The organism is Sphingopyxis sp. H115 (assembly GCF_001468465.1).
Classification (GTDB): Bacteria; Pseudomonadota; Alphaproteobacteria; order Sphingomonadales; family Sphingomonadaceae; genus Sphingopyxis.
Genome location: NZ_LNSA01000017.1, coordinates 51,882 through 68,046, shown reverse-complemented (window position 1 = coordinate 68,046; position 16,165 = coordinate 51,882). Strand labels below are relative to the sequence as shown.

16 protein-coding genes and 1 tRNA gene are annotated in these 16,165 nt (G+C 64.1%); 3 read left to right on the top strand and 14 right to left on the bottom strand.

Going from position 1 to position 16,165, the window contains the following annotated elements; translation table 11 throughout:
- Positions 1-39: 39 nt before the first annotated feature.
- The 3 genes from rpsA to aroA form a co-directional block, all read right to left on the bottom strand.
- On the bottom strand, positions 40-1,752 hold the full coding sequence (gene rpsA, locus ATE71_RS13215) for a 30S ribosomal protein S1 (protein ID WP_058803772.1): 1,713 nt from the start codon (positions 1,750-1,752) through the stop codon (positions 40-42).
- Positions 1,753-2,027: 275 nt separating this feature from the next.
- Positions 2,028-2,657 (bottom strand): (d)CMP kinase, encoded by a 630-nt coding sequence (locus tag ATE71_RS13210; RefSeq protein WP_058803771.1) that lies wholly within the window; start codon positions 2,655-2,657, stop codon positions 2,028-2,030.
- Positions 2,654-3,982, bottom strand: a complete 1,329-nt coding sequence (gene aroA / locus ATE71_RS13205) for a 3-phosphoshikimate 1-carboxyvinyltransferase (RefSeq protein ID WP_058803770.1) — start codon at positions 3,980-3,982, stop codon at positions 2,654-2,656. Before aroA ends, ATE71_RS13210 begins: the two co-directional genes overlap by 4 nt.
- Positions 3,983-4,107: 125 nt before the next feature.
- Between aroA and ATE71_RS13200 the strand changes: the two genes are divergently transcribed.
- Both ATE71_RS13200 and ATE71_RS13195 read left to right on the top strand, forming a co-directional pair.
- Positions 4,108-4,434: a TIGR02300 family protein gene (locus tag ATE71_RS13200; protein WP_058803769.1), complete on the top strand. Its 327-nt coding sequence runs from the start codon at positions 4,108-4,110 to the stop codon at positions 4,432-4,434.
- A 118-nt stretch (positions 4,435-4,552) separates the two neighbouring features.
- Positions 4,553-4,628 (top strand) — tRNA-Ala (locus ATE71_RS13195).
- Positions 4,629-4,774: 146 nt separating this feature from the next.
- On the opposite strand, the gene ATE71_RS13190 is transcribed toward ATE71_RS13195, so the two are convergent.
- From ATE71_RS13190 to ATE71_RS13155, 8 genes are all read right to left on the bottom strand, one after another.
- The gene (locus tag ATE71_RS13190) at positions 4,775-5,575 is read right to left on the bottom strand and encodes an acyl-CoA thioesterase (RefSeq protein WP_058803768.1); all 801 of its coding nucleotides are present in this window, start codon (positions 5,573-5,575) and stop codon (positions 4,775-4,777) included.
- Positions 5,576-5,582: 7 nt separating this feature from the next.
- Positions 5,583-6,749, bottom strand: a complete 1,167-nt coding sequence (locus ATE71_RS13185) for a saccharopine dehydrogenase family protein (protein WP_058803767.1) — start codon at positions 6,747-6,749, stop codon at positions 5,583-5,585.
- An 86-nt stretch (positions 6,750-6,835) separates the two neighbouring features.
- A complete protein-coding gene (locus tag ATE71_RS13180) occupies positions 6,836-7,348 on the bottom strand; it encodes a DoxX family protein (RefSeq protein WP_082665201.1) in 513 nt (170 codons plus the stop codon).
- A 71-nt stretch (positions 7,349-7,419) separates the two neighbouring features.
- Positions 7,420-9,141, bottom strand: coding sequence for a cellulase family glycosylhydrolase (locus ATE71_RS13175; RefSeq protein ID WP_058803765.1), 1,722 nt, complete (start codon positions 9,139-9,141; stop codon positions 7,420-7,422).
- 79 nt (positions 9,142-9,220) lie between these two features.
- Entirely contained in the window at positions 9,221-9,775 is a 555-nt protein-coding gene (dcd, locus tag ATE71_RS13170; RefSeq protein ID WP_058803764.1) for a dCTP deaminase, read from the bottom strand.
- Between the two features lie 39 nt (positions 9,776-9,814).
- Entirely contained in the window at positions 9,815-10,264 is a 450-nt protein-coding gene (locus ATE71_RS13165; RefSeq protein WP_058803763.1) for a cytidine deaminase, read from the bottom strand.
- On the bottom strand, positions 10,264-11,016 hold the full coding sequence (locus ATE71_RS13160; protein ID WP_058803762.1) for a GH25 family lysozyme: 753 nt from the start codon (positions 11,014-11,016) through the stop codon (positions 10,264-10,266). Before ATE71_RS13160 ends, ATE71_RS13165 begins: the two co-directional genes overlap by 1 nt.
- Before the next feature lie 2 nt (positions 11,017-11,018).
- Positions 11,019-11,516 (bottom strand): UPF0262 family protein, encoded by a 498-nt coding sequence (locus ATE71_RS13155; RefSeq protein ID WP_058803761.1) that lies wholly within the window; start codon positions 11,514-11,516, stop codon positions 11,019-11,021.
- Positions 11,517-11,692: 176 nt separating this feature from the next.
- On the opposite strand from ATE71_RS13155, the gene ATE71_RS13150 reads away from it, so the two are divergent.
- Entirely contained in the window at positions 11,693-13,204 is a 1,512-nt protein-coding gene (locus tag ATE71_RS13150) for a replicative DNA helicase (RefSeq protein ID WP_058803760.1), read from the top strand.
- A gap of 127 nt (positions 13,205-13,331) precedes the next feature.
- Here ATE71_RS13150 and ATE71_RS13145 read toward each other — a convergent pair whose 3' ends face one another.
- From ATE71_RS13145 to ATE71_RS13135, 3 genes are read right to left on the bottom strand one after another with little or no spacing between them, the layout of a single operon-like run.
- Positions 13,332-14,135 (bottom strand): phosphoadenylyl-sulfate reductase, encoded by an 804-nt coding sequence (locus ATE71_RS13145; protein WP_058803759.1) that lies wholly within the window; start codon positions 14,133-14,135, stop codon positions 13,332-13,334.
- Positions 14,128-14,541, bottom strand: a complete 414-nt coding sequence (locus ATE71_RS13140; protein ID WP_058803758.1) for a DUF934 domain-containing protein — start codon at positions 14,539-14,541, stop codon at positions 14,128-14,130. Before ATE71_RS13140 ends, ATE71_RS13145 begins: the two co-directional genes overlap by 8 nt.
- Positions 14,534-16,165, bottom strand: coding sequence for a nitrite/sulfite reductase (locus ATE71_RS13135; protein ID WP_058803757.1), 1,632 nt, complete (start codon positions 16,163-16,165; stop codon positions 14,534-14,536). Before ATE71_RS13135 ends, ATE71_RS13140 begins: the two co-directional genes overlap by 8 nt.

Here is a 16,165-nt window from a genome sequence, read left to right as displayed (position 1 = left end):
CTGCGGGCCTTTTGTTTCGCCTGACGGCAGCAGGAGGATTTAATCCTTCTTGCCGGCCTTCAGCGCCTCGCCGAGGATATCGCCGAGCGACGCACCCGAGTCCGACGAGCCGTACTGCGCGACGGCTTCCTTCTCTTCGGCGATCTGCATTGCCTTGACCGAGAAGTTCGGCTTTTTCGAACGGTCGAAGCCGATGACCATGGCATCGAACTTCTGGCCGACCTGATAGCGTTCGGCACGCTGTTCGTCGCGGTCGCGGCCAAGGTCGGCGCGCTTGATGAAGCCGGTGGCGCCATCTTCGCCGGCCTGAACTTCGAGGCCGTTGTCGCGGACTTCGAGGACCGAGACGGTGACGACGTCGTTCTTCTTCAGCGAGCCAGCTGCGGCAACGCCGCCGCCGACGGCCGGAGCGCCCTTTTCAAGCTGCTTGATGCCGAGGCTGATGCGTTCCTTCTCGACGTCGACGTCGAGAACGACGACCTGCACGGCCTCGCCCTTGCGGTGGAGGTGCAGCGCTTCTTCGCCCGAAATGCCCCACGCGATGTCCGACATGTGAACCATGCCATCGACGTCGCCCGGCAGGCCGACGAACAGACCGAATTCGGTCGCATTCTTGACTTCGCCTTCGACGACCGAACCCACCGGGTGGGCTTCGGCAAAGGCGCCCCACGGATTCGACTGCGCCTGCTTGAGGCCCAGCGAGATGCGGCGCTTGTCGCTGTCGACTTCGAGGACGATAACGTCGACTTCCTGGCTCGTCGAAACGATCTTGCCGGGGTGGACGTTCTTCTTGACCCACGACATTTCGCTGACGTGGACCAAGCCTTCGATACCGGCTTCGAGCTCAACGAACGCGCCGTAATCGGTGATGTTCGTGACCGTGCCCGACAGTTTCGCGCCGACGGGGTATTTGGCGGCGACACCTTCCCACGGATCGCTTTCGAGCTGCTTCATGCCCAGGCTGATGCGCTGGGTGTCGCGGTTGATGCGGATGATCTGCACCTTGACCGTGTCACCGATGTTGATGACCTCGCTCGGGTGGTTGACGCGCTTGTAGCTCATGTCGGTGACATGGAGCAGGCCGTCGATGCCGCCGAGATCGACGAACGCACCGTAATCGGTGATGTTCTTGACCGCGCCTTCGATGATCTGACCTTCTTCCAGGTTCTGGATCAGGCCCGACCGCTGTTCGGCGCGCGTTTCTTCCAGGATGGCGCGGCGCGACACGACGATGTTGCCGCGGCGGCGATCCATCTTGAGGATCTGGAAGGGCTGCGGCAGGTCCATGAGCGGGCCGACATCGCGTACGGGGCGGATGTCGACTTGGCTACCCGGAAGGAACGCCACGGCGCCGCCGAGGTCGACGGTGAAGCCGCCCTTGACGCGGCCAAAGATGACGCCTTCGACGCGGGCTTCCTTGTTGAATTCTTCTTCGAGGCGGTCCCAAGCGGCTTCGCGGCGGGCGCGGTCGCGGGACAGCATGGTTTCGCCATTGGCGTTTTCGACGCGGTCGACATAGACTTCGACTTCGTCGCCGACGTTGAGGTCGGCCTTCTGGCCCGGCATCGCGAATTCGCGAAGCGGCACGCGGCCTTCGCTCTTCAGGCCGATGTCGATCACTGCCAGGTCGTTTTCGATCGCGGTCACGGTGCCCTTGACGACGCGGCCTTCAAAGCCGCCATCAGCACCACCCAGCGATTCGTCGAGCATCGCGGCGAAATCGTCGCGCGACGGAAAAGCCGTAGAGGCCATAGAGTGTTTTCCTTACTTCATTTGTTCCGGCCAAGCGGTTGGTTCCGCTGGTCTTGTGGCCGATCCGTCCCGTCCGCCGGATGCGATACGGGACATCCTCGAAGCGCTTCAATCGGCGAGGTGCGGGCAAAGCAAAAAGGGCGCGACGAGTTGATCTCGTCACGCCCGACACTCGAATCGAGTGGCGGTCTGTCCGTGCCTCGACCAGCTACAAACGCCCGTCGGACGCGGCGCCTATAGGCGCGGAGCCCCGCAGAAGCAAGGAAAAAGGGCGGTCAGCTGCGGTCCGCGCGCCGCTGTTCGACAAAGGCGATCGCGGCGGCCAGCGCCGCCTCGCGGGTCATGTCGCTGTTGTCGAGCAGCATCGCGTCGGCGGCGCGGACGAGCGGCGCATCGGCACGGCCTGTATCGCGCGCGTCGCGGGCGTGAATGTCGGCGAGCACGACGTCGTAGGTCACGTCGACGCCGCGTGCGCGCATTTCGGCATGGCGGCGGCGCGCGCGTTCCTCGGCCGACGCCGTCACGAATATCTTCGCGTCGGCGAGCGGCGCGATCACGGTGCCGATATCGCGCCCGTCGAGTACTGCGCCGCCAGGCTGGTTGGCAAAATCGACCTGGCGCTGGAACAGCGCGGCGCGCACAGCAGGGTGGACCGAGACGCGGCTCGCGAGTCCGCCCGTCGTTTCGTAGCGCAGCGCGGGATCGTCGAGCAGCGCAGCAGGGAAATCGCACGCCGCGAGCGCGTCGTCGGCCTTATCGGCGTCGCCGTGATTGAGCTGGGTCTGATAACCTACCGCGCGATAGAGCAGCCCGGTGTCGAGCACGGGCAGTCCGAAATGTTCGGCAAGCTGGCGCGCGAGCGTGCCCTTGCCTGACGCGGTGGGGCCATCGACTGCGATGATCATCGCTGCAAGCCCACGAGCAGAGCTTCGAAATTGGGGAAGCTGGTCGCGACCGGGGCGATGTCATCGATCGTCACCGGCGCTTTGCTCACGAGTCCGGCGATGGCAAAGCTCATGCAGATGCGATGGTCGAGGTGGCCGGCGATTGTCGCGCCGCCGGGCAACGGGTCGCCGCCGGTGCCGTCGATGACCAGCCCGTCCTCGCTTTCCTCGACGCGCACACCGATGGCATCGAGACCCGCCGCCATAACGGCCAGGCGGTCGCTTTCCTTGACGCGCAATTCGTCGAGGCCGGTCGTCGTCGTGCGGCCTTTGGCGAGTGCGGCGGCGACGAAAAGGATCGGGAATTCGTCGATCATGCTCGGCGCGGCTGCGGGATCTACCTCGATGCCCTTGAGGTTGCTGTGGTGCACGCGGAGGTCGGCGACGGGCTCGCCCCCGACTTCGCGCTCGTTGAGAAGCTCGATGTCGCCGCCCATCTGCTTCAGTACGTCGACCAGGCCGGCGCGCGTCGGGTTCAGGCCGACATTGGCGATGGTGACGTCCGATCCGGGCACGACCAGCGCGGCGACGATGAAGAAAGCGGCGGACGAGGGATCGCCCGGGACGATGATCGACTGCGGCTTCAGTTCAGCTTCGCCGCGAATGTGGATATGGCGCGTGCCGTCGCCATCGGTATCGACCGTCAGTTCGGCGCCGAAGCCGCGCAGCATGCGCTCGCTATGGTCGCGGGTCGGCACAGGCTCGATCACCTCGGTGATGCCTGGGGTGTTGAGCCCGGCGAGCAGCACCGCGCTCTTCACCTGCGCCGACGCCATCGGCAGGCGGTAGGAGAGGGGAATGGCGGGAGCGAGGCCGCGCACCATCAGAGGCAGGCGGCCTCCCGGCGAGGCGCTGATGTCGGCGCCCATCTGCGCCAGTGGATCGATGACGCGGCCCATCGGGCGTCCCGACAGGCTGGCGTCGCCGACGAAGGTCGCGGTGATCGGGTGGCTCGCGACAAGACCCATCAGCAGGCGTGTCGAGGTCCCGCTGTTGCCCATGTCGAGTGCACACTGCGGCTGGAGCAGTCCGCCGACCCCGACGCCGTGGACGCGCCATTCGCCATCGTCCTGCCGTTCGATCGTCGCGCCCATCGCGCGCATCGCGGCCGCGGTTGCTAGCACGTCATGTCCTTCGAGCAGGCCGGTAACGCGGCTTTCCCCAATGGCCAGCGCCGACAGCATCAGCGAACGGTGCGAGATGCTCTTGTCCCCCGGGATCGCAATCCTACCTTTCAGCGGAACGGAAGCGGAAAAGGCGCGCGGTGTGGCGGTTTGATCGGTCATGGCGTGCGGCTTTTGACAGCGGCCTTGCAATCTGGCAAGGCGCACGCCGATTTGACGGATAGCTATTCAGATACCGTCGCTCTTCCGATATTTCTATCCTGTTTTCAAAGGATTATGAGGCGTTTATGATTAAGGCTGAATGGGGCACGAAGCGCAGCTGCCCAAAATGCGCCACCCGATTCTATGATTTGACCAAGGACGATCCGGTCAGCTGCATCAATTGCGGCTATAGCTGGATTCCGGAATCGGTGCTCAAATCGAAGCAGCCGATGCCCTTCGAAGAAGTCGAAAAGCCGGGCAAGGCCGCGAAAGAGGATGTTGCCGGCGACGAGGATCTGGATCTGGACGTCGACGTCGACGAGGACAGTGATTCGCCCGACAACGACGTCGACCTTGGCGGCGACGACGACCTGGGGGTTGCGACTGGCGACGACGAGGACGACGAAGGCTGATTTTCCGGCGGGGGGCCAAAAAAGCATCGAAAGATGATTTGGCCCCTTGCATCACCTGATGGCGCTGCTAAAGGCGGCGTCCCGGTCGCACCGCTCGGCGCGACACGCGAAATGGCACGGGGCCTTAGCTCAGCTGGGAGAGCGCCTGCATGGCATGCAGGAGGTCAGCGGTTCGATCCCGCTAGGCTCCACCATTACAAAAAGGCCTGCAAAAGCGGGCCTTTTTTATTTTCGACCACCGGCATCTGCGAATGGACCACCGGGAAACGGGAAAATGTCCGGTGGTCATCGATCGCTAGCGGCCTTGTGCGGCCCCGCCGTTGATGTTCGCGGACCAATATCAGGCGTAGATTGCGATTGCCTGGCTGCCGCTCAGGATCGGTTCACCGGCGCGGTTCCACAGCATCATGTCCTGCACCGACAGGCCGTGGCGGGCATAGCCGGTCTTGGCCGAGAGCAGCCACCAGCCGTCATCGGTTTGCGGCGTACCGGTCAACATATTGACCGTCCAGTTCATCGAGCTGATCGGCCCGAATTGGCTGAACAGCGCCATCGCGGCGGGGGGGAGTGCGTCGCCCATCGCGAGCAGTGCGATCGCGGGGTGGCAGGCGGGTTCCTCGACGAAACGCACCCAGGTCAGATATTCGCCGACCTCGCTTTTCCACGCAAAGCGCGGGCCGGTCGTCGGGCGCATGTCGAAATGGCGCGTGAAGGAAGGGCGCGCATGATGTTCGGGCACCGGCGCCAGGGTTTCGGGAGCGGGCGCATCGGGCATCGCCAGCCGATTGTGGTCGAGATGGCTTTCCCGGTCGGGCGAGAAGGCGAAGACCGCGGCGGTGCCGAAGCCCTGGTCGCTCGAAACGCCGGCGTCAACGAACAGGCTGGATTTCGACTGGCGCAGCACGCGCGTCTCGACCTTGCAGTCGCCGCCGACGGGGCCGACGAAGCTGATCTGCGCATAGCGTAGCGGCGTCTCGGTCGGGTGAAGCGCCATCGCACCCGCCAGCGCGACCGCCGAACTGATCCCGCCATAGGCGGTTCGCCCCTGCATCCATCCTGCGTCGATATGCGCCTTCGCCACGCCCTCTTCGGTGCGCAGCGTAGCGAGCAGCGCGTCGAGCGCGCTGGGAGAAGTTGTCATTGCCCGATTATTCCTCGATCTGGAAGGTCAAGCCCGCGTTCTCGGTCAGCCGCGCGATCAGCGCGTCGCCGAGCAGCGCGCCCGGTGTCCACACGCCGCCGGTGCCCTCATTTTCGAGCAGCGCCATTCCCGTTTCGGCGAGCATCTTCGACGTCGAGCCATAGCCGGGGTCGCGGTCGCCCTGCACCGAGGCGCGCACTGTCGTGCCGTCGGGATATTCGCCGATGAACAACACATCGTAGAAGCCGTTTTCGCGCTGTTCCTTGCTCGGGCCGTCGCCGGGCTTGATGCTGGGGTCGAAGGGGTTTGCTTTCGCCATCGCTTCGGCCATCGCCTTGCCGGCGTCGCCGATCGTCGTCATCACCATTTCGTCATAGACTAGATCCTCGCCCCATGGATGGCCGAGCAGGAAATTGGTACGATGGACATTCTTGGTGTTGATCGGCGCCATCACGAAAGGCGCGGTCCAGGTGCCGGTCGCGCTGTCATATTCGGGGACGAGCCCGGTGGGCTGCGAAGGCCCCTCGAAACCCGGAGTCAGCGCAAAGCTGGACTTGAGCAGCAATGCGAGCGACGGCTTTTTCGCGATGGCTTTCAGCGTTTCGGTGAGGCTCGCAATCGTGCCGCCCGACGCGCCGCCCGCCATCTTGCGCACACGGCCCTTGACGCGCGGGGCCGGCTTGCCGTGGCGCCGGATCGCCTCGGCCTGCAGGAAATGGACGCCAAGGTCGAAGGGAATCGAATCGAAACCGCAGCTGAAGGTGATGCGTGCGCCCGATGCCTTTGCCGCGGCCTCATGTTCGTCGATCATCTCGCGCATCCAGCCGGGTTCGCCGCAGAGGTCGGCATAGGCGGTGCCGGCGCGGACGCAGGCGGCGACGAGTTCGTTGCCGTATAGCTGGTAGGGACCTACCGTTGTGAGCACGACCTTTGTGTTCGCCGCCATCTTGTCGAGGCTCGCGGGATCGCTCGCGTCGGCGACGATCAGCGGCGTTTCGTGCGGCGCGCCGATCAGGTCGCGCACTGCGGCGAGCTTGTCGAGGCTGCGGCCCGCCATCGCCCACTTCGGGGCGTCCTTGCGATCCCTGTAATGGTATGCAAGATATTCGGCGACGAGACGGCCGGTAAACCCGGTTGCGCCGTAAACGACGATATCGAAATCGCGGGACGCCATGACAAACCCTCCCTTTACGTAAACGTTAAGTGGAGGCTAGCGCAGCGCGCGCGCGATGCCAAGCGCGAAGGTCCAGGTTCCGCACTCTAGCGACGCCAGAAGGGGCGTTTCTCGACCGCCACGGGCGCACCGACAGCCTCGGCGCGCCCTTCGGCGCGCGCGGCGCGCAGTTCGGCTTCGGTCGCGTGCTGCTGCGCGCGGTGCGCGGCGAGTTCGTTGCGGCGGCGCTGGCGCAGTGCGTCGTAACTCCAGCGCGTATGCCCATAGCCGAAGAGGCAGAGGACCCCGCCCGCAATTGCGAGATTCTTCATCGCCGCCATCGCCTGAACCGGATCGGTGAATTCGCGGTGGAAGAACAGGATGGTGAGAAGCACGAAGGCGGCGAGCAGCACCGACCATAGCCGGGTCGCGACGCCAAGCGCGAGGCAGGCACCCGCGATCAGTTCGAATAGTCCGGTCGGGATCGCGAGCCCGCCGGGAAGCCCCGCAGCGGCGATCATTGCATTGGTGTCGTTGACATGGATCAGCTTGCTGATCCCAGACACGATAAAAATTACGGCGATGAACAGGCGGCCGAAAAAGACGGCGATCATGGACATGGATTATCCTCCTCTGGCGCGCCCCGGCCGCTTGTGCAGACAGGACGCGCAGCGAAGGCGATGGGTTCCCGTCAGCGCGGCGTGAAGACCAGTTCGGCAACCTCGCAGTCGCTGCAAGCGAGCGCGCGCAGCGTCACGGCACCGGGGCCTCCGGGCAGATAGATATCGGCGAACTTCACAGTCCGCCACGCGGTGCCGGCCGGAACCGACACGCCGCGTTCGTCGATACCGATGCGGCCGCCCTTCGTCGTGCGGACCCGCGCCGAGACGGTCCAGCGGCCCGCCTTTGCGACGTCGGCACTGTAGCGCATCCACTCGCCGGTGACGAAGTCGCTTACATAGGCCGTGCCGTCCGCCTCTCGCGCGATGTCGACGCCGTCGTTGCGGTAGGTGGTTCCGTTGTTCCACGGTGTTCGTTCGCCGCCGGTCGCGACGTGATAATTGGCGTCTACGGTGTCGCCATAGGCAATGCCCGGCGGCCCGAAGTCATAGTCCGCGGCCGCGATGGTTAGCGGTTCCGCCGCCAAAGTGCGCGGTGCGAACGCGCGGTACGTCGGGTCGTGCGGCTGGCGGAACATCGCGTCGATGACATCGGGTTTCGGGATGTTCCGGTCGAAGCGCGTGTTTTGGGCAAGCTGCATCATCGCGGCAAAGGCATCGTCGGCTGCGGGCTTCGGTCCCTTGCCGGTCATCCATTGGGTGATCTTCAACCAGCCGTCGCCGGCGACGATCTCGAGCGGCTGGTTAAAGCCGATTTTCTTGAGCGGCCAGAAATTCCAGCCGATACCGCCTTCCTCGACAAGCGCGATCGCGTCGCGGTACCATGCATTGCTGTTCTCGCCCGACTCGCCGAGCCAGATCGGGCGGTTGTAGCTGGTGCGCAGCGCCTTAATCCCTGCGAGGCTCGCTTCGTCGTTGCGGTTCCAATATTTGTGGAAGCTTAGCACCATATTGGCATCCCATGCTGGCGGCAGGCCCTGGTAATTATTGCCCCAGCAATTCCCCTCGATGATGACGATATGTTTTTGGTCGACTTCGCGTATCGCGGCGGTGATGCGCTGTTGCAGCGCCCACACCGCCTTGTTCTCGGTCTCGTCGCAGCCATTGCCCTTGCCGGGCGTCGCGAAGCTCCAGTTCGGTTCGTTGATCAGGTCATAGGCGCCGATCCACGATTCGTCCTTGTAGCGCGCGGCGAGCTTCTTCCACAGCGCGACCGTCTTACGCTGGTTCTCCGCGCTCTGCCACAGCGAGGGTTTGGCGGGATCGCGGTCGGATATGGCGAGGTCGTTACCCTGACCGCCGGGCGCGGCGTGGAGGTCGAGGATCAGCCAAATGCGGTTCGCCTTGCTCCATTCGAGCAGGCGGTCGATGCGCTGGAAACCTTCTTCGTGCCAGGTGTCCTCACCGGGCTCGGGTTCCTTGTCGGCGGGCAGGGTGAGTTGGTCGAAATGGATGGGCAGGCGCACCGAGTTGAAACCCCATTTCGCCATCTGATCGATGTCGGCGCGGGTCGTATGGTTGTCGAGCCAGGCGCGGTAGAATTCCGCCGTCCGCTCCGCGCCGACCAATTCGACGAGCTTGGCACGAATCCTATTCTGTTGCCCGACCTCGCCAAGCTTCAGCATATAGCCTTCCTGAAGCATCCAGCCGCCGAGCCCCATGCCGCGCAGGATTACAGGCCTGCCCGACCCATCGACGATTTCGGTTCCCGCGACCTTCAGGAAGCCTTCGGCGTGCGCGGCATTAGAGGAGAGCAGCGCAGTGAGTGCGAACGCGACGGTGCGGAACTTCATGACCTCATCCCCATTTTCAATTATGGGAACGTTATCAATTTCGGCCGTCAGAGCAAGCGCGTTAGCGTAAGTCGCGGTGTCAAAGCTTTGGCAGCGTGACGCCCTTTTGTCCCATATATTTGCCTGCGCGGTCGGCGTAGCTCGTCTCGCAGGGCTCGTTTCCCTGGAGGAAGAGGAACTGGCAGGCGCCCTCGTTGGCGTAAATCTTGGCGGGCAGAGGAGTGGTGTTCGAGAATTCGAGAGTCACATGGCCTTCCCAGCCGGGTTCGAGCGGGGTGACGTTCACGATGATCCCGCAGCGCGCATAGGTCGACTTGCCGAGGCAGATGACGAGCACATCGCGCGGAATGCGGAAATATTCGACCGTGCGCGCCAATGCGAAGCTGTTCGGCGGAATGATGCAGACGTCGGTTTCGCGGTCGACGAAATTCTTGGGGTCGAATTCCTTGGGATCGACGGTCGTCGAATCGATGTTGGTGAAAATCTTGAATTCGGGCGCGACGCGCGCATCATAGCCATAGGAAGAGAGCCCATAGCTGATGCAGCCGTCGCGGCGCTGCGCCTCGACGAACGGTTCGATCATGCCCTGCGTCCGGGCGGCTTCGCGAATCCAGCGATCGGAAAGAATGGCCATGCGTGTCTCTTGTAAGGGCGCGGCGCTTTGCGCAAGCGGTCAGTCGATGAGGCCGAGATCCTTGGGTCCGAACGCTGCCGGCAGCAGCTCGCTGAGCCGGTAGGTCGTAACCGCGCGGCCGTCGCCCGAGGCGCAATGGACGAGGAGGTCGGTCTTCGAGCGCTCGGCGGCTTCGTTGAGGATCTGCCGGCAGCGTCCGCACGGATTGACTGGATCGCTGCCGATCAGCGCCTCGCCGTCGGGCCGTCCGCCGACGATCGCGATCTCGGCGAGCTCGCCGATCCAGCCTTCGTTCGCGATCTTTGCCACCGCCGCGGTTTCGGCGCACAGCGTCAGGCCATAGCTCGCATTTTCGACATTGGCGCCGGTGACGACGTCGCCATTCTTCAAGAGCAATGCGGCGCCGACGTAAAAGCCCGAATAGGGGGCATAGGCGCGGCTCGCGGCATCGCGCGCGGCGTCGATCAGGGAGTCGCGGGTCTTGGTCATCATGTCCCTCCTTGCGGCCGCAGCGCGTTCCAGCCGACCGTTCCGTCGGCGCCCGAGATGCGAACATGGTTATTGGCTTGCCACATCGCCCAGGGATGCGCACCATAATCGGGTTCGAAGAAATCGCGGCGCAGCCAGGTCGTGCGCGCGATCCCCTGCGTCACCCGATAGTCGCCTTCGAACGCCGGGCCGGGTGCGATCAGGCTGCGCTTTCCCATATGCGCCTCGATCTGGGCAAGAAAGGTCGCGAGTTCGGAAAGCAGCAAGGCGCGCGTCGGGCGGTCGGGGCAACGGTCGTCATAGTCTAGCCACACGACGGCGGGCAGGGCGTCGGCACGGCGCGGTACATGGCGGATGAAATTTGCCGCCTGATCGGTTGCGAGTTGGCACAGGCTGTATCGGTGGATCGCGCCCGCCTGAATCCCGGCGTCGCGTGCCGCCGCCATGTTGCGGACGAATTTTGCGTCGACCCCGGCGGAACCGTCGGTTGCCATGATATAGGCAAAATCGGCGCCCGCAGCCTTGACCGAACCCCAATGAACATCGCCATTGCCGGCGTCGATCGTAACGCCCTGCGTGGGGTAGAGTGCGCGGTCGGGCGTCCAGCGCGCGGCCCACCACATCGCGAGGCCCGCGGCGAGCAATAGCAGCGCTATGATCGCACCGGTCCTGCGCAGCAACCGAGCCACCGCCGCGCGCCACCCGCCGCGCGGTCGTAGCCGCTGCCTGTCCTTGATTGCCCCTGTTGCCATGCTCAGCCCTTGATATGGAGCACGCAAATCAGCGTGAACAGCCGCCGCGCGGTGTCGAAATCGACCGCAATCTTGCCGTCGAGCCGGTCCATCAGCATCTCCGCCGCCTCGTTGTGCAGCGCGCGCCGCGCCATGTCGACGGTTTCGATCTGCTGCGCGGTCGAGGTCTTGATCGCCTGATAATAGCTGTCGCAGATCGCGAAATAATCGCGGATCGGGCGACGGAAACGCCCGAGCCCGAGGATGATCGCCTCGAGCGGCGATCCATCTTCTCGGGCAATTTCAAAGATCAGGCGCCCGTCCTCGACACGCAACATCAACCGATAGGGGCCGGCATAGCCGTCAGGGTGGCCGCGCTGCGGCACGAATTTGTTATCCTCGATCAAATCGAAGATCGCGACGCGGCGTTCCTGCTCGACATCGGGATTGCGCCAGACGATCGAGCCTTCGTCGAGCTCGACCGAAATGATCCGCTGTTTGGAAGGGTCTGCGTCGCTCATGCTGCCTGTGCTTCTACTTGGGCTGCGGCGAAGGGCAAGGGGGCGCCTCTGGGCTTTCCCTATCATTCGTTCGGAGGGGGCGTGTTTCAAACTTATCCCCAAGGCGCCCCACAGTCCTGCCGTTCGGCAAAGCCAAGCCGGTTGCGCCCGCCGCGGCCCGGGCGCATGGTGGCGCCATGCCTGAGCTAGCCCTGATCCCGACCCCGGCCAACACCGGGGACGAACGCCAATTACCCCGCAATATCGAAGCTGAGGCCGCGTTCCTCGGCGCGATCCTGATCGACAACCGAGTCGTCGAGGATTTGCCCGTCGCGCTGACTCCTGAGCATTTCTTCGAACCGTTGCACGGCCGCATTTTCCAGCAGACGATGGCGCTGATCGAACGCAACAGCATCGCGACGCCGGTGACGCTCAAACCCTATTTCGAGGCCGACGAGGCGATGAAGGCGGTCGGCGGGGTCGGCTATCTCGCACAGCTCACCGGCAGCGGCGCGGGGTTGATCGGCGCGCGCGATTTCGCCCGGCAGATTTTCGACCTCGCCTTGCTGCGCGAACTGGCGGGCGTCGGCCGCACCCTGGTCGAGAATGCGCTCGACACCAGCGAAAGCGTCGACCCGCAGGCGCAGATCGAGGAGGCTGAAACCGCGCTCTATCGCGTCGCGGGCGGCGAGGCTGAGATGGGATCGGTCAAGAGCTTCAACCAGGCCAGCTTGACCGCGCTGCAGGCGGCCGAGCGCGCGCTCAATTCGGGCGGCCATCTGTCGGGGATCACCACCGGGATCGCCAGCATGAACGCCAAGATCGGCGGCATGCACAATTCGGACTTGATGATCCTCGCGGGGCGTCCGGGTATGGGCAAGACCTCGTTCGCGACCAATATCGCGTATAATGCGGCCGAACGCTGGCGCCGCGACGAGGAAGACGGCATCCCGCCCGAGAAGAATATGGGCGCCAAGGTCGCCTTCTTCAGCCTCGAAATGTCGGCCGACCAGCTCGCGACGCGCGTCCTTGCCGAACAGTCGGGTGTGTCGGGCGAGGCGCTGCGCATGGGCAAGATCAGCAAGGAGCAGTTCCAGCAGCTCTCGCGCGCGGCGCAGCAACTCCAGACGCTGCCCCTCTTCATCGACGACACTCCGGGGCTGACGATCGCCGGGCTGCGGACGCGCGCTCGGCGGCTTCAGCGGCGGCACGGCATCGGCTTCATCGTCGTCGATTATCTCCAGCTGTTGCAGGGTTCGTCGAAAAGCGGCGATAACCGCGTACAGGAAATTTCCGAAATTTCTCGTGGTCTTAAGACCTTGGCGAAAGAGCTTAATGTTCCCGTGATGGCGCTGTCGCAGCTCAGCCGCCAGGTCGAAAGCCGCGAGGACAAGCGCCCGCAATTATCCGACCTTCGCGAATCGGGCTCGATCGAACAGGATGCCGACATGGTGCTCTTCGTGTTCCGCGAGGATTATTATGTCGCGGCGCGCGAACCCAAGCGTCCCGTCGAGGGCGATGACGTCAAGATTCACGCGGCGCACGAGGAATGGGCGGCCGAGATGGAGCGCGTCTTCGGCCTTGCCGAAGTCATCGTCGCCAAATCGCGTCACGGCTCGACCGGCAAGGTACGCCTGCATTTCGAGGCGAAGACGACCAAGTTCAGCGATCTGGCCGACGACAGCCAAGCGTATGAGGATTATGAGTGAGGTTTGAAATCTGAACCTTCGAAATTGCGAGGAGCCGAGGGCGACGCGGCAATCCGGAGTAGGCGTAATCCGCCCTGGATTGCTTCGCTCCTCTCGCAATGACGACGTATTTTTGCGGCGCGTCTGATCAAAACGCCGGATCGTTCGCCGGGTCGTCGTCGATCGGCGTCACGACTTCATGGATACCGCATTCGGTCTTGTCCCAGCCGCGCCAGCGGCCCGAGCGCGGGTCTTCGCCCGGCTGGACCTTCGACGTGCACGGCGAGCAGCCTATCGAGGGATAGCCTTCGGCTTCGAGCGGGTGCCGCGGCAGGTCGTGCGCCTCGAAATATTCGTCCAGCATCTCACGCGTCCAGTTGGCGAGCGGGTTGAACTTCAGGCGACCGGTGCTGCCGTCGAGTTCGAAGCGCGGCAGGCCCTGCCGCGTCGCCGACTGGAATCCCTTGCGGCCGGTGATCGAGGTATCGAAATCGGCCAGCGCCTTTTCGAGCGGCTTGACCTTGCGAATTTCGCAGCAGCCGTCGGGGTCGTAGGACCAGCGAAGCTCGGTCGCGTCCTTTTTCGCCAGCTCCTCGGCATCGGGGGTCAGGTTGACGACGTTAAGCTTCAGCTTGGCCGCCAGCTCGCCGCGATAGGCGAGCGTTTCGGGGAAATGCTTGCCGGTATCGAGGAACAGGACGGGCATGTCGGGCGCCACGCGGCTGACGAGATGCAGCAGCACCGCGCTTTCGGCGCCGAAGCTCGACACGATCGCGGTTTCGCCGAGCAAGCCCGCGCCGATCACGCTCGCAACGACCTCGGCGGCGTCCTGGCCGCGGAAGAGGTTGTTTAGGCGGATGACGTCGGCTTGCGTGAAGCGTGGCGCGACGTCGATGCGATCGCGGGTGCGGTCTTCGCCGGCCTTGGGGAGAGAGTGTTTCACGTCAGCCATGCCTTAATTTCCATATCGGCACCGCGCCGTCGGCAGCGGTCTGATAATGTTCGGGCCAGCGCGTCAGCGCCGCCTCGACATCAGCGGGATCGAGCGGTTTTTCGGGCGCGAAGCTGTCGAAGCCGCAGCGCTTCATATAGGCGATCTGGTCGACGAGGACGTCGCCCTGCGCGCGCAGTTCGCCAGCATAGCCCGCCTCGCGCAGGATGCGCGCCGACGAATAACCGCGCCCGTCGCGAAACTTGGGAAAGGCAACCTCGATCAGCTTCAATCGGTCGAGGTAAGGGATCAGCGCGCGTGCATCCTCGTCGCTTTCGAGGCGCACCGCGGTTGCGTTCGACTGGTTGAGGAAGGCGTCGAGGGTGACGCAGGGCTCCTCGCCGTCCGAATGGAGATGCTCAACCATAGATCGCCTCCTTGAACGGGGCCATGCCGACGCGGCGATAGGTGTCGACGAAGCGTTCGCCCTCGGCGCGTTCGGCGAGATATTTGTCGGTGACGCGTTCGATCGCATCGACGATGCCGTCCTCGTCGAAGCCGGGGCCGGTGATCGTGCCGAGCGACACATCCTCCGCGCCCGATCCGCCGAGGAGGAGCTGGTAGTTTTCGGTGCCCTTGCGGTCGACGCCGAGGATGCCGATGTGGCCCGCATGGTGATGCCCGCAGGCATTGATGCAGCCCGAAATCTTGAGTTTGAGTTCGCCGAGTTCCTTCTGGCGGCCGAGATCCGAAAAGCGCGCCGCGATCTTCTGTGCGACCGGGATCGAGCGCGCGTTGGCGAGGCTGCAATAGTCGAGGCCCGGGCAGGCGATGATGTCGCTGATCAGGTCGAGGTTCGGTGTCGCGAGCCCGGCCGCGTCGAGCGCTTGCCAGATCGCGTAGAGATCGGCCTTGCGGACATGCGGGAGCACGATGTTCTGCGCGTGGGTGACGCGGAGCTCGTCATGGCTGTATTTTTCGGCGAGGTCGGCCATCAGGTCGATCTGCGCTGACGACGCATCACCGGGGATGCCGCCGACGGGCTTCAGGCTGATGTTGACGATCGCATGGCCCGGCATCTTGTGTTTCGCGACATTCTGGTCGACCCACACTGCGAAGTCGGGATCGCTGCGGTCGATTTCATCCGGAGCTGAGGCATCGAGTGCGGGCGGCGCGAATTGCGCGGCGATGCGGTCGAACTCGGCCTTGGGCGGATCGATGCCGAGCGACTTCACATGCGCCCATTCTTCCTCGACCTGCCGGCGATATTCGTCGGCGCCGAGCTCGTGGATCAGGATCTTGATCCGGGCCTTGTAGATATTGTCGCGGCGCCCGTAGCGATTGTAGACGCGCAGGCACGCTTCGGCATAGCTCAGCATATCCTCGAGCGGCACGAAATCCTTGATCAGCGGCGCGATCATCGGGGTGCGGCCCATGCCGCCGCCGACATAGAAAGCGGCGCCGTGCTGCCCGTCCTTCTCGACAATCTGGATGCCGATGTCGTGGAGGCGCATCGCGGCGCGGTCCTCGTCGGCGGCGATGACGGCGATCTTGAACTTGCGCGGCAGATAGCTGAATTCGGGGTGAAAGCTCGACCATTGGCGCAGCAACTCCGCCCACGGGCGCGGATCGGTGATCTCGTCGGCGGCGGCGCCCGCCCATTGGTCGGAGCTGATGTTGCGGATGCAATTGCCGCTCGTCTGGATCGCGTGCATCTCGACCGAAGCGAGATCCTCGAGGATCGCGGGCGCATCCTCCAGCTTGATCCAGTTATACTGGATGTTCTGGCGCGTGGTGAAATGGCCGTAGTCGCGGTCATATTTGCGCGCGATATGTGCCAGCATCCGCATCTGGCGGCTGTCGAGCGTCCCGTAAGGCACAGCGACGCGCAGCATATAGGCGTGCAGCTGAAGATAGAGGCCGTTCATCAGCCGCAGCGGCTTGAACTGGTCCTCGGTGATTTCGCCCGCAAGGCGGCGGCGCACCTGATCCGAAAATTCGGCGACGCGGGCGGCGACCATCGCATGGTCATATTCGTCATATTTATACAT